The following is a 14,994-nucleotide window of genomic DNA, read 5'->3' as shown; positions in this document are numbered from 1 at the left end:
CCTTTTTGTTTTGAAAACGCTTTCTATTTTTATCATAAAGGATTTTGTTTTTTCAAAAAATAAAATTTTCAGACATTGGTGTTCAAAAATCAGAGTTCTTCTCCTATTAATTGGGTATATTTATCTACATGGCATCCTTTATCCTACCAATAAATAAAAAAAAGCTAACTAAGGGCTCCCCCTAGCTAGATAATAAGCTACTTCTATATTCGGAAGGTGTTACCCCTGTATACTTCTTAAACACTTGGCTGAAATAACGTGGATTGTTTCCAAAACCTACTTTTTCAGCAATTTCAAACATTTTCACATGATCCTGTTCTTCAATTAATTCAATTGCTTTCTTTAACCTAAGATTTACTAGATAAGTAGAAAATTTTTCTCCCATTTCCTTTTTAAATAGTTTTCCTAAATAATCTGGGTTCATATAAAAGATATCATTTGCAATTTTTGATAAAGAAAGTGTCTCATCACAATAATTCTTCTCGACATACTCAAATAAATTACGAATAACTTCACTTTGTGCTTCCTTCGTTCGATCATAATTTTGTTGCGCAACCTCAACGGAAACTAATTCAATAAATTCTTTAAAATGCTCCAGGGTTGTAAAGCTTTGAAGTTCGATAATCTTTTGAAACAATTGATCCATCGTTTCCTTTTTTGCCTGTCTTATTATCGACATAAACATCTCTAGACAATGGGTCTTTACTAAATTAATTTCATATGTATTCTTCTTCAGTTGTTCAAAAAAGTGTTCAATATACTGACTTAATTCATTGATGTTTCCACTACGTATCGAAAAGATAAAATCCTCATGATCAAAAAATTGCAAACTCTCTTGATAGCCTTCTTTTTTATGAATATCGTTCTTTGAGATGATACTCCCATTCCCTAAGTAAAATCGTTGTGCTAGGCCGTCTAATGCCTCATTATAAAGTTTTCTAAGCTCATCAACACCACCAGGATCACTAATCCCCGTTGTAAAATCCAAGTTGTATAGGTTGGAAAATACCTTTTTTATACTTCTTATATGTTCCAATAAATGATGAAGATTGTTTTCACATAATAGTATAATTCTCTCGCCAATCGTCGTGCATAACTGTACAATTTCATTATCCTTAAATGTACTTTCTGTAATTTCCTTTAATGCAAATATATCCCCCAAGTCATAGTCTTCATCAATCTCTAAGACTACTAAAATAAACCTTTTTGACTCTAGCTTTAACTCAAATAAATTGCTGAAATGCTCCCATTCTGTAATTCCGTATTTTTTATTAGTAATCAGTTCCTTTAAAAATTGTTCTTTTGCCTTTGGCAATACATCTTGGAGTTTGTTTTTAATAGTGGTAACAATTTCTTCTTTCCGCTTTTGTTCATTAAGTTCCGATACAACCTTACTAAGAGCTTCCTCAATCTTTGTTTCATTACTCGGTTTTAACAAGTAATACTTAACGTTATATTCCATTGCTGTTTTTGCGTATTCAAATTCATCATGTCCTGATAGGATAATAAATTTAATATGAGGATAAACTTGATGAACTCTTTTAATTAATTCGACACCATTTAATCCCGGCATTTTGATATCCGATACTACAATATCCGGAGGATTCTGCATAATATACTCTAGTGCCATAGTTCCATTGTTCGCTTTGTAAATAAGGTTGGTCCCACACTCAGCCCAATTAACAATCGTTGCGATGCCTTCAAGAATGTTGACTTCATCATCTACTAATAGTACGTTATACATGATTTCATTCACCCCACATACATGGTATCGTAATGATGACTCTTGTCCCTCTACCTATCTCAGTCTCTATTTCAATACCGTATTTCTCTCCAAATAGTAACCTTACTCTTTCATTAATATTTCGTAATCCGATCCCGGTTCCCTTTGGCTTCAAATCTCCTGTAAAGATAGATGAAATGGTTGATTCATCCATCCCTGGTCCTGTATCTTCAACAATAATCATAAGGTTTTCTTGATCTGTACTCGTAATATTTACATAAATATCACAGCCAGCTATCGATTCCTCTACCCCATGTTGTATCGCATTTTCTACTATCGGCTGAATTGACAGCTTCGGAATAGGCAGGTCCTCCAAATCAGGCTCTACCTTTATCGAAAAGTTTAATCGATCATTGTACCGATATTTTTGAATAGTGACATAATTATTTACAATTTGTAATTCATCCGATAGTGAAATAAGTGGTTCTTTTTTACTAATAATATTCCTCATTAATTTCCCTAATGACTCAGCCATACTAGATATGTTGGGCTGTTTATTCACTTTCGCCATCCAATTAATCGAATCTAAGGTATTGTATAAAAAATGTGGATTTATTTGTGCTTGCAATGCCTGATATTCAGTGTCCTTTATGATTAACTGCTTTTTATAATTCTCTTCGATTAATATATTAATTTCGTTAACCATTGTCTGAAAATCTTTATTTAACTGTCCGACTTCATTTTCAAGACTCAAATCATTATTAAATTCGATTTGCTCAAATTCCCCTTTCTGAACTTTTTTCATTTGTTCTGTTAACTCTTCAAGTGGTTTAGAAAATGTAATGGCAGCCCGCCGACTTAAGTAAATCGTTAGGGCAAGCATAAAGAGGAAACATAAAATCATCCATTGTTTTATAATAATCGTTTGTTTAGTAATACTTGCAAAAGGAATAAAATGATAGTATGTAAAATCAGCATACTCTGATTCGTGAAAGGCAACTAAATAATCCAGACCATTTATTTCTTTCATTTCGTAGCCTCTACCACTTTTTGTAAATGAAAAACGCTCAACATCCAATTCATTGTAGTGGCTCATATACACGATTTCCTTCTGCCGTGCGATAACAAAATCGTTATTATTGGGTATATCGAGGCTTTCATGTAGGAGTTTATCCATATTAATGGTAATAAATAAAGTACCTAAATGTTTTAAATTTATGTTTTCCTTCCCTCGAATAACTCTTGATGCGGTAATTTTATTTTGTTTTTCCAGGCCAGTCCAAATATTTGCACCTTCTGCCTCTACTGCTAGTCGACGCAATTCTTCCGTATCAATTGTCACTTTCGTTTGATAACCAGCGACATATTTCTTTCCTTTTTTATCGTGTATTTGGATAGACGATATATATTTCTCTTGTGTCGCAAATGTTACCAATGCATTAATTAATTCCGCTTTTCTACGGTGCAAGTCAATTTCTGACTCATTTTCATTTATGAATACTAGGGAATTTTGGATAAAATTATCCGTGCTTATCTGAAAGGACAGTTTTTCAATTTCCTCTAATTCTTTATCCAATACAGCTGAGGAAAGTTGAAGTTTCTCAGCCGATTCTCTGTAGATTTCGTTTTCATACATTCGTGAAAAAAAAGAAAAAATAAAGATCCCTATCACACAAAAAATGACCAGTAAGAGTAACATGACTGAAAAAATCTGATCCTTAATCTTAAATCGAGAATAAAAGGGTGATATCTTCATAGCGTTCCATCCTTAACAGGTATGTTTTTCAATTGATAAAAAGAGAGGGAATCCTTATCTCTCATCATTAACACATCCTAGACTCGTAAATATGCCACTCTATTAGGAAATGTTCCTACTTTCGAAGTCCTATTACTCCAATTAGGGAAGCACGCGTAAAAAGAAACGCTCAAAATTTGAAAACGCTAACAATTCTTCTACTTTATAATAATAAATTTGTCTGATAATAACTATACTCATCTGATATATTTCTAGAATCCCTTATAAGATGAATACCATGTGAAATAATGATTATGTACTGTATTTAGAAAAAAAATAAAAACCGAGCAAAGCTCGGCTATGACAAATAATCATTCATCTGTTACGCAGTTATATGTATCTTTTGTTCACTGTTCTTCTTACTATTCATTTTATTCACAATCATAAAAACGACGACAAGACTTACTACTTCTCCAAGAGAAGCAGCAATTGCCCCATTAATTCCATTCCAACTAGGGACAAGGTATACAAGGATCAAAAGTGATACTAATACCGCAACAAAATTAAATGCTTGTGGGATTAACATACGATTTGTTTTTCTTTGCAGCATTAAGAACCCATTCAGAAAATCAACGATTGGAAACACCAATGTCTTTAATAGGAAAAACTTTAATACGGTCAAGGTAGTACTAGCTAAAACCGGATCAGCCCCCATAATAGTCGTCATAAACCAAGGACCTAACGGGGTAAAACACAAGATTGCAAGTAAGAGAGATGGAATAACACTAATAATTAGGGTAAAACGTAGCACCTTTTTTCTATTTTCTTCATAAAATTGCAAAACAATTTGGTGGGTATACATAAAGAAGCTAAGTACAAGATTAGTAATACTATAGGCTAAAGCAAAAGAGGCAATACTCATTTGAATCTGTTCTGAATTCGCGAGAAATATGTAAATGATAGGAATCAGCATCGTTTGAATAATAAAATAAAAAACTAAAGGGGTGTAAAAGTGGTGGATATCAGATTTTTTTAATTTACTAGAGTCTGCAGATTCCGGATATTTCTTTAATAGAAAATGCCCTTTCCAAGCGCTTATCACACATTCAATAATCATTCCCATTAAGAAAATGAATGCACCACCAGCACTTGTTACATAATCAATTTCCACTAATACAAAGGAGACAATAAACATTGCGACAAGTCGAACAATAACACCAATCGTTAGCCACTTCGTCTCGAGGTGGTTGATGATAATTCCTTGATATATTCCACGAATTCCGGAAAAAATAAGCACAATTGAAATGACCTTAAATGTTTGTGAGATTGTGTGAACCATCTCTACATCTGCATTAAAGAATCTAATATACATCCAATCCCCTATAGGTGTATATGCGACTATTGAGCTTATTAAAAATATACCTCCCATCACATACAATAAAAATAATGTAAGCAACTTAAAGGATTGTTTGTCATGAACGAGGGCAGAACATGTTTGTCTAAAAACAATAATCGGCCTTTCAACAATTCCAAAAAGTGCAAAGGCTACTGCGTAGCAAGCAATGATAAAAGCAGCATTTTCTCCGCGCGTCATCGTACCATTAATAATGACATGCGTAATTGATGTTAGACTTGCAGAAATTCCCAGTGGAATAAAAAAAGCACTAAGCTTTTTATATGATAGCTGGTTATCCATGCTCTTCAACACACATTACCTCTTTTCCTCTTTGTCTAGGTTCTAAATACCATGATGGTCTAAAAGACTAGTTAAACCAATTATTAAAAGCATGAATACTTCTAACTGCTCCTAAACACTAAATAAAAGCGCTAGCAACTAGTCACTAACGCTCACCGTCATATGCTTCTATGCTGAGATTTTTTGATCCATTTTTTGAAAGGGATACGCCCGATCAATAAAGACCCCATAAATCGAAGCAAGTATTTGCTGGAATAGCATTCCTATTACAACAGGAACAGCGACTTCGGGTGGGAAGAAAGTAATCGCAATGACTGCACCTGCACTTATATTTCGCATGCCACCTGTATAGATGACCGCAATTATAATATCCTTATCGAATTTCAGTAAACGCGCGATCCCCCAAGAGACTAAGTAGCCACAGAATGCAATAAAAAATACGATTACTCCCGTTTTAATAAGCTTTAAATTAATATTTTGGAGGTACGGAGCAATCTCAGCACTGTTAATCATGATAACGATTCCAAGAAATATTTTTGAAAATGGTGATAAGATGGGGCTTATTGTCTTTGTACAGTTCCCCTTTGTTAGATGGTTAACAATCATACCAAGTATAGATGGCAGAACAACCATGTAGATAAGTCCCTTCATGATACTTAGAATATCCATCTCTACATTACTACCAACAAATAAGGTTAAACTATACGGTACAACAAAAGGAGAAATTAAGGTATCGATTAATATAATAGAAAGAGTAAGTGCGATATTTCCGTTCTTCATTGACGCCCAGATAAAGCTTGCGACTCCTGTTGGTATTACAACTGCCAAGACTAGACCAGTGATAGTAAAGCTATCTCCTGGAAAGGTTAGGTGTCCTACCATTAATGCCCATGCCGGCATAATTAGGTGCAAGACAAGCAGAGCAACTATGATTGGAAATGGATTCGCGATTGCCCTGTGTAGAGATTTAAAATTCGAACTTAGTGCTCCAGAAAATGTAATGACCGCAAAAATCCAAGGAACTAGATATGAAAAAGGTGCTAAATAGGCGGTTAGTAACACTCCAATGACAACACTTGTTGGTGTAATAAGAGGCATGAACTTTTCTAATTTCTTATTTAACTTTTGTAACATCACCATTCTCCTACTCCAAAAAATCCTTCGTTTTGCTAAACTATTTATTTAGTATACTACAACTCTATATTTAATTGGTAGGTCATTATTGAAAATTTTTAAAATTTAGTTTTTTTACCCAATTGTATACCCTAGTCCTTAGCAAAAAAAAGCCCCTCACTTGAAGGGTCATTTAATTAAGCCATTTTTGATTTTCCAGTTCTTCATTGTAGGCGAAAAAGCCATCCATTCCTGTTTCTTTTTGTTTAAAAATATTCTCAGCATTCACCTTTGAAACAAATCCCAGTTCACGAGTTGCATTATCTGTTGACCATGGTTTATCTTTGTTATCAGAAACTCCGTAATAGGTGCCAAATGTAACCGTTGACTGGATTGCTAAATCAAATAACTGGATGACATCCTCATGACTTAACAAGGTTTTGTGTAAACGAGGCATAGTTTGTAAATCCTCAGCCTCATCACGTCTAACACTTCCGATTCGCAGATTAATTACTGCGAGATTATTTTCCTCTTCGTATGCCAAAATACGACCGATATTCTCTGAAGCCAATTTAAGTGTTCCGTATAAATTCTTGGAGAAGGGATAGTCGTTCACATTGATTTTCCTGCCAAGTTCGGAAATACCATCTTTTTCATAAAAATCTGTCACATGGTTACTACTTGCATAAACCACTTTAGGTATTCCTAACATAATGGCCGCACGAAGAATATAAAAGGATGCAAAAAAATGAACCTCTGTCTTTTTATGAAATTGCGACAAATCCTGAAAGTCGTTATTAGTTTTTACATTTAATAAATTTACAAGTGCATCACAATCCCGTGGGATTTTACCAATGAGGTCATCAAAGTCGGTAGCATCAACTTCAATATGATGTGGCTTCTGACCTACCTTTTTATCAAGGATGACCATATCATATTTTTCCTTTAAACCTTCTTCAAGAATGGAGCCAATGAGACCAGTTCCTCCAATAATTGCAAGCTTCTTTTTCAATGTTTATGCTCCTTTTTGTTCTTTCTTCGGTAATCATAATTTAGTGTAATCTGTTATTAAATCATCCCTTTTGGATCAATTGCCTTGAGTACATCTTCTGTTAATAAGCCTTTTTCTTCAAGAATTTGTTTTAACGTTTTGTTTTGTTCATCTGCCTGCATCCCAATCTCTGAAGCCATATCATAGCCAACCTTCGAACTTAATCCAGTTACCAATGCGAGACTCTCTTCCATCCATTTTCTGCATTGCGCTTCATTCGCTTGAATGCCATTTATACATTTTGATTCAAGCGTTTGAATCGCATTTGTCATAATTTCAATTGAGTGTAAAAATGTATGGGCAATCATCGGCATCATTACATTTATTTCTAATTGTCCGGCTGTCCCTGCAGTTGAAACAGCCGTTTCATATCCAATTACTTGACAGCAGACCATGTGCGTCATTTCTAAAATCGCTGGATTTACTTTACCAGGCATAATCGTGGATCCTGGTTGAACAGAAGGTAATGTAATTTCAGCAAACCCTGTTCTCGGACCTGAACTAAGCAAACGCAGATCACTAGTGATTTTAATGAGATGAACGGCCAATTCTTTTAGTGTCAACATACAGCGGATTGGCTCATTCATATTTTGCATAAATGCAAATATATTGGAAGGTTTACGAAATGGTAAATTTGTCAGTTTGCAAACCTCTCTAATAACTTTTGGCGTATAATCTTCTTCCAAATTGATGGATGTTCCGATAGCATTTCCACCTAAACCAATTTGATAAAGAGACTCCACTTTTTCTTCCAACTGTCTGCGAACAGATCCAATTGATTCTGCGTAGCCAGAGAACTCTTGGCCCAAACGTATTGGAACAGCATCGTGTAAATGTGTACGCCCCGATTTCAGGATAGGCATAAATTGTTCAGCTTTCTTATGAAATGTTTGTTCAAGCTTATGTAGAGCTGGGAGTAGCTTCTGAATCAACATCTCTGTGGCAGCGATATTAACTGAGGAAGGGAATGTATCATTCGTAGACTGCGACATATTTACATGGTCATTGGGATGAATCTTCTGATTACCTCCCATTATTTCGGTAGCGCGTTTTGCAATGACCTCATTGGTATTCATATTTTGTGAGGTTCCTGCTCCCGCTTGGTAGACATCCACTACAAAGTGCTCATCCCAACGACCTTCCATTACTTCTACAGCTGCATGGGTAATTGCGTGACCCATCTCGGGCGAAAGTTTTCCTAATTCAACATTAACAGTTGCAACTGCCGCCTTCACGATTCCTTGCGCCCGAATGAACGCTCGGGGTAGCTTTAATCCGCTGATTTGAAAATTTTCTACAGCCCGTTGCGTTTGCGAACCATAATAAACTGAAGTGGGAACCATAATATTACCTAAAGGATCATTTTCCAATCGATACTGGTTAGATGTATCCATTTTTTCTCTCCTTCATTTTAGAAACTACTAGTTATTGGTATTGTTTCCCGAGTGCCTGGGTAATAATCAATATTTCCACTTCAGCGATTTACTTATACGGTTACAAATCTGTTCGGGGTCACAAAGTAGAGCTGTTTACTCGCCACTTCTTCACCAGTAATTCTTTCCCAGATTTGATGGTATATATTAATTTGATCTTTATAGAAGCTTGTAAGCTCTGGTAAATCTGCAAGGTCCTTTGGCCGATCCGTTTTATAATCGATGATATTCCATGAATTGTGTATCTTATACACAAGGTCAATAACACCACTTACATACATGGTTTTTCCCCTGTTCTCCTTGTCCAGATACTCAAATAATGGGTCCAGGGCACTTATCCTCAACGTGAACGGCACTTCGGTTAGCACTTGCTCCGCGTTTTGTAACTCCTCCCAGATGTTTGTTCTCGTAAACTGATCAATAGTTTGAGCAATCTCCTCCATTCTTCCTAATGAAAGTTCATGTTTCTGCAAGCTATCTACGATTGCTTTCTCGACTTCAACACCCATTACTATCTTATCAAATACCTCATGGATGACAGTCCCCCAGGTTAATCCGCCCCCTTTTTCACGTTCAATTTCTAATGTGAAAATATCTTTCTTCTCCTCTGTTGGACTATAAGTTGAGAAGGAAGGAGTAGTTCTGTCCTTAATCCAAGAAAGCAACCCTCTCGTTTCTTCTTGAAATTCACTGTATGTAACATAACGTTCCGAATCTATTATTGTATCCTGAACAGGATCTGGAACTTCTATTTCTTCCAGATTTGGAAGCCCCTCTAAAAGAAGATTCCAAGGATTGTTGCTGTTTTTCGTCTCGAGCGTGCTAATAATCATAGCCTTCTCTGCTCTTGTAGCAGCCACATATAAAACTCGGATTTCTTCCGCTATTAAATAAGCTTCCTCCGCATGAAGTAATTCCTCCCACTGTAACGGCTGGGCAACTGGTTTATTGGTAGAACCATGTTTCCTTGAAAACATAAAATACCCTGTCGAAGATTGATCTTCCCGACTTATATGGGACCATATATGTTTGATGATTTCTGTCTTTTTTCCTGGAAAGGCCAAAAATACTATGGATGCTTCTAACCCCTTTGCTTTATGGACATTCATAATTCGAACAGCGTTTACGTCTTCGTCAAGACTTATAACCTTTGATTTTTCCTCAATTTGTTCTTGGGCATATGCGGTAGCTTGCCCAAACGTAATTGCTTCGGTCTCTTCCTTTACACGAAGAGCTTCTAAGATTTGAAGGAGATTCGTTACTTCCCTCTGACCATATCTTTTTGCAAGGAATAATGGATAAATCCCAATGTCATTTAGTATTTTTTCAATCGCAACTGCAGGAGAAAATGCTGTCTTCCACTTTGCATATTTCTGTAGCTTTGTTAAAGCCTCTTGAAAATGTAGCTTTGTCTCGTTTTTCAGCGAGTTAGGTAAATCCGCATAGAGTGAGAATACACCCCCAGCCTGTCTCCATTGAAACAATTCTTCATCACTTATACCAAACCAGATACTTCGCAGTGCTGCAACGAAGGCAATCTGGTCGGTGGTATCAACAAGTGCATGTAACAGTCTAATGAGATCTTGAAATTCTGCTACTGTTCCAATCTCCATTTCACCACTGACACTAACCGGGATTCCCGCTTCTTCCAAAACAGAAGCATAGACATCTATGCCTTCGGTTAATCTTGTTAAAATCATAAACTCTCGGGGCTCGTGACCTTTGGCAAGTAACAGCTTGATGTAGGAAGTAATACTCTCTGCATCTTTTTCAAGAATGGTTCCTTTATTTTTGGCAAAATCATCTGAGATGACAAGCTTTTTGATACCCGTAAGCTCCGAATCATTCCCTTTCTTATAGGATTGGAGTGGTCGATAAGCGGCCTGATGCACGGTCTCTTCCTCTGGTAACTGCCCCTTAAATACATCGTTTAAAAGCTGAGTGACCGTATCTACCGTCCGGAAGTTCATGATAAGCTGAAGTACCTCACCGCCATGAAAGGCGATCAATTCCTTTACTAGATTGTATATATCGATATCTGCGCGCCTAAAGCGGTATATCGCCTGCTTCGGATCCCCTACAACGAACAATGAACCCCAACGTGGCTTACACTTTGTCCAATTTGTTTCCGTGACGTCCTCACCGGTTAAATAAAACATGATCTCAGCCTGAATCGGATCGGTATCCTGAAACTCATCCACTAAAAGCCTTTGATATTTCTCTTGAAAATAGGTCCGTACCTCAGCATTATGCTTTAAAAGTTGCGCTGTTCTCATCAATAAATCTTGAAAATTCATCAACGAGCGTTCCTGCTTTATTTTTTCATACTCCACAAGTGCACCTTGAAATAGTTCAATAACAAATGGATGACAATACTCGCTCCAATTTGAAAGTAAGGGTTGGATTCGGTCCTCAACAAAATCTGTTATCCTAGCTTGGTACTCCTTCGCATCTTCCTTTGTTACCCATTTGTATTGGGTAACTTTACCTGCAGATTTTTTATCAAACATCCGAAAGATTTCGAGCATCAGCTGGTCGGTTTTCTCTCGGTAGTTCACTAAACGAAGTGCGTCCTTAATTGCTTCCTGTAGCTGATCGGGTCCTTTCGGGATATCTGCTGGAATGTAGCGGCTTGCCTCATTTAACAGCGTAATAAAGCTTTGAAATGTACCCTCTAGACTAGGCTTTTCAACCTTATCGCTTGCCCACTCAACATCAGGGTATTTTTTCATTTTACAAAACCGATCAGTTAGCTCCTTTTCTTCAAGTCCTAGCTCCCTCACAATTCTCTTTTTATGAGGACTATTTTGCTCAAGCTTTTGAATATACACATACCAAGCCGCTTCCGCTATTTTATTGTCTTCTGCTTCTTCTAGTTCTGAAAAGTTGACATCAAGTCCTGCCTCAACAGGACGTTCTCTAAGCAAGCGAGCACAAAACGCGTGAACCGTTCCGATGAAGGATTCCTCAATGTTCTGTAGTGCTTCTTCGAGCCGGATTTTAACATCTAGGTTGGTTTCCTCTTTCACCTTCTTTTCTAACACTGTTAAAAACCTTGTTTTTAACTCATCAGCCGCTTTTCTCGTAAAGGTAATTGCGACAATCTCCCCGACCTTTGCACTACCTGTATATATTAAGTTGATCATTCGTTCTACAAGACTGGTTGTTTTTCCTGAACCTGCCCCCGCTTCAACAAGGAAGTTCTGATTTAGGACATTCTTAATTTTATCTCTTGCTTCCTGATCAATGATTGATTTAGTCATAGGCTCGTACCCCCAAAAAGCTTTTTATTCCATGGGCTGTCGGATCCTGCTGTTTCTGTTTCAATGCATCTTTATCATACGTAGAACGTCGACAAATACTTTTTAGTTCACAGAATTTACAATCATTCTCATCATCTGTCATTGTAAAATGACCATGTTCAATTATGGAGAGTAGGTTGTCTAAAATGTCTTTCCCATTTGTACGTGTGGCTTCTACTTGCTCTCGTACAAACCGTTTCCCTGCTCCTTTTCGCGTTGGAAATACATATGAGCTTTTCTTCACAGACCCTTCCTCTATTCCTAAATGGGCCTCAATTGCTAAAGTATAAAGTAAATGCTGTAGCTGACGCCCACCTTTAAAGAATGCCTTTGTCTTATATCCCCAACTACTTCCTGTTTTATAGTCGATGATATGATAGGAACCATCTGGAAGTTGATCGACCCTGTCAATAATCCCCCTAACCTGTACCGTTCCAGAAGGAAGCTCAATGACTGCTGGTGACTCTTTCCCAAAGGAATACTCAAAATAAAGCGGCTCTCCCTTTTCACTATTCTCCTCTTCAATTCGTAAAAAGGTCTCACACGATTCGATAATCTCCTCAGATTCGATACGCTCTGTACGCGCATTCGGAGACGGAACAATAGTTTTCACATACTCCAGGCTTTCATTAGCAATTTGAAGAAGAAGGTCTATATGCTCTGTATAGGAAGGCTTTACTTGACGAGCTTGGACTTCCTTATAAAACTTCTCGAAAATCTCGTGAAGTAGAGTCCCCCTTGTTTTAGCATCTAACCACTTTGTTGGGTCGTATGTAGCTTCTTCAATTCCCCTAATACGTAAGACATTTTCTAGGAAGTAGGCATACGGACAAGTTGCAATTTTTTCAAGCTTACCAGCCGAAATGGTAATATCAGGGTTTTTCCTAGGATCAAACGGAGTTGTATCGCTTTCAATTTTTCCTTCAAAAATGGTAAATGAGGAATCTATTCTCATTTTTTCAGCATACAACCCTCTCCCAATATGTGAGTAATGGGTTAAAATTGACTCATCTTGTTGCACTTTTGCCGAGCTTGTGAGTTTCCCAATCCACCAGTCTTTTGCTTCTAAAAGGAGATTTCGATCCACACTAGGAATCTTTTCTCTTAAAGTAGTAAAATCTGCTGAGTGGTCACCAGATTGGATACGGTAACATTGTAAAAATAAATAAGCTGGTGAAATCGTTCTGTTTTCGTTGATATCAAATCTACAATAACTGACTGTAATCTCACGGGTTGCAGATGATGCTAGTAGCTGCAACATCTCATACAGATCTCGCTTTGGCTTCTCTTTTTCAAGCGGCAGTAGCCTGCCTATTCTCTCTCTTTCCATATCAAGAAGAAGTGGATTTTCCCCCAAATTTCCTGGAAAGCGTTGATTATCTAACCCAACTACGAATATTTGCTGTCGATTAATAAAGATACCCTGTTTATAAGTTGTTATATGTAAATAACCAGGCTTCGGCCGTGACTGTCCTACACGAACCGAAAGGAAATCCTCCTCAATCCGTTGGAACCCCTCTGCTTCGGTTACGACTTCATCTGCATACGGAAGTAGACTTTCGATACGCTCCACTAATCCCTCTTTCGCAGCTTTGTCAAATCCAGAAGTAACCTTGCAATAGTTTTCTAGAAAATAGCGAACAGCGTGTAATAGTTCGTGATAGCGAAATGTACCATCTTGTTTTTTGGTTGGCATATGCGCAAATACAGAGGTAAACCATTTTACTAGAAATGAATACTCTTCAATTCGCTTTTCTGCTTTGAGTTTGCTTTCCCCGGACTCTATTTCTGCAAGTTCTGCTTCCATTTCCTCAATCTTCGCTTGCAAAAGCACAGCATAACGTTTAGGATCCCAGCCGATATTTGCTTTCCGTAGCAAATCTGCCCATCTCGCTTTTGAAGGAGCGTCTTCATCCAACTCAATCGCATTACCCTGAAGGAGTTTTACAAAAGCTTTTGCACTATAAAAATCCTTCATCCATGTTATAAGCCCCGCTACTAATTTTCCTGGACGCGTAAAGCCAATCGGAATCCCCTCCCCAAACGCAACTGGTACATCTAAGCGCTCTGCCAAATGATACATCACGGTTACATATTGTGAACTCGAGGTATAAAAAATGGCTACCTCATCGAAACGGAGCCCTTTTTCTTTGATCTGAAATAGTACTTCCTTCAGTTCCATGTCTACCGTTTTAGCAGAAAAAAGGGAAAGTGTCGGCACAGTTGTTGGGGATTGTTCCACATTATAGAGATAGCTTAATGGAGTATCTTCTCCAAATACAACCTTCGAAAATGTTGAATCCTCGGGCGTTGGAACCCCTTTTACTAGTTCCATTGGTAGATGAACATATTCTTTTGGTACGACATCTTTTAGAAACTCCTCCTGTAAATAGGCAACCTTTAGGTTACTTTGAAGGATAAAAAGCTTTCCTCTAGAGTTATATTTTCCTAGAGCCTGTCGGTAAAGCTCTGCCTCATCGTGTATAGTAGATTCTAATAGCAATTGTTCAAAAGACGCAAGAATTCGTATCATATCCGCACCTTTTTCTGCCGATACAAAAAAGGTACTCGAAAGTGTACTACTTGTGTATCCTGCCAAACGTAGACGTTTTATCGTTTGGTACATACCACGGCTTAAGGCTGGGGTTATCTCTACTTCATGAAAATAGGTTAGGTTTGGTTCAAGCTTGCCTAAAATGGAATACATGAAATGTGCCCCCAGTGCGTCACTCATTACATGATTGTGTGAAATTGACACGGAATCCATCGCAATATCCTTGATTGTTTTGATTTTTAGATTAACTGCATGGCACCCTTTGTCCGTTAACTGCCTTATGATTTGCTCCCCAATCATATACGAGTCCACAAGTAGGATTTTTTCAATTAAAACATGTTCTTTGCATATGGTTTCTAGCTGTTTAGTGAGAACTTCCAACGATTT

8 protein-coding genes are annotated in these 14,994 nt (G+C 37.3%); all 8 read right to left on the bottom strand.

Going from position 1 to position 14,994, the window contains the following annotated elements; genetic code table 11:
• Nucleotides 1–181: 181 nt before the first annotated feature.
• The 8 genes from ACWNMY_RS17960 to ACWNMY_RS17925 all read right to left on the bottom strand — a co-directional run bounded on the left by ACWNMY_RS17960 (nt 182) and on the right by ACWNMY_RS17925 (nt 14,988).
• Nucleotides 182–1,744, bottom strand: coding sequence for a response regulator transcription factor (locus tag ACWNMY_RS17960; RefSeq protein ID WP_449539623.1), 1,563 nt, complete (start codon nt 1,742–1,744; stop codon nt 182–184).
• 4 nt (nt 1,745–1,748) lie between these two features.
• Nucleotides 1,749–3,479: a sensor histidine kinase gene (locus ACWNMY_RS17955; RefSeq protein WP_449539622.1), complete on the bottom strand. Its 1,731-nt coding sequence runs from the start codon at nt 3,477–3,479 to the stop codon at nt 1,749–1,751.
• A gap of 361 nt (nt 3,480–3,840) precedes the next feature.
• On the bottom strand, nt 3,841–5,166 hold the full coding sequence (locus ACWNMY_RS17950) for a multi antimicrobial extrusion protein MatE (protein ID WP_449539621.1): 1,326 nt from the start codon (nt 5,164–5,166) through the stop codon (nt 3,841–3,843).
• Between the two features lie 156 nt (nt 5,167–5,322).
• On the bottom strand, nt 5,323–6,288 hold the full coding sequence (locus ACWNMY_RS17945) for a bile acid:sodium symporter family protein (RefSeq protein WP_449539620.1): 966 nt from the start codon (nt 6,286–6,288) through the stop codon (nt 5,323–5,325).
• A gap of 172 nt (nt 6,289–6,460) precedes the next feature.
• Nucleotides 6,461–7,279, bottom strand: coding sequence for an NAD-dependent epimerase/dehydratase family protein (locus ACWNMY_RS17940; protein ID WP_449539619.1), 819 nt, complete (start codon nt 7,277–7,279; stop codon nt 6,461–6,463).
• Between the two features lie 56 nt (nt 7,280–7,335).
• Complete coding sequence (locus ACWNMY_RS17935; protein WP_449539618.1) at nt 7,336–8,712, bottom strand: class II fumarate hydratase; 1,377 nt, start codon at nt 8,710–8,712, stop codon at nt 7,336–7,338.
• A gap of 92 nt (nt 8,713–8,804) precedes the next feature.
• Nucleotides 8,805–12,014 carry a UvrD-helicase domain-containing protein gene (locus ACWNMY_RS17930; protein WP_449539617.1) on the bottom strand — a complete coding sequence of 1,070 codons (3,210 nt, stop codon included), beginning with the start codon at nt 12,012–12,014 and terminating at the stop codon, nt 8,805–8,807.
• Nucleotides 12,007–14,988, bottom strand: coding sequence for a PD-(D/E)XK nuclease family protein (locus ACWNMY_RS17925; protein ID WP_449539616.1), 2,982 nt, complete (start codon nt 14,986–14,988; stop codon nt 12,007–12,009). Before ACWNMY_RS17925 ends, ACWNMY_RS17930 begins: the two co-directional genes overlap by 8 nt.
• Nucleotides 14,989–14,994 lie beyond the last annotated feature (6 nt).

This window comes from Ferdinandcohnia sp. Marseille-Q9671 (genome assembly GCF_976954385.1).
This window is presented reverse-complemented; position numbering and strand designations above follow the sequence as displayed.

Excerpts from the sequence above, each read along its gene's own strand:
- ACWNMY_RS17960 (WP_449539623.1), bottom strand. The coding sequence starts at position 1,744 with ATGTATAACGTACTATTAGTAGATGATGAAGTCAACATTCTTGAAGGC.
- ACWNMY_RS17955 (WP_449539622.1), bottom strand. The coding sequence starts at position 3,479 with ATGAAGATATCACCCTTTTATTCTCGATTTAAGATTAAGGATCAGATT.
- ACWNMY_RS17945 (WP_449539620.1), bottom strand. The coding sequence starts at position 6,288 with ATGTTACAAAAGTTAAATAAGAAATTAGAAAAGTTCATGCCTCTTATT.
- ACWNMY_RS17935 (WP_449539618.1), bottom strand. The coding sequence starts at position 8,712 with ATGGATACATCTAACCAGTATCGATTGGAAAATGATCCTTTAGGTAAT.
- ACWNMY_RS17930 (WP_449539617.1), bottom strand. The coding sequence starts at position 12,014 with ATGACTAAATCAATCATTGATCAGGAAGCAAGAGATAAAATTAAGAAT.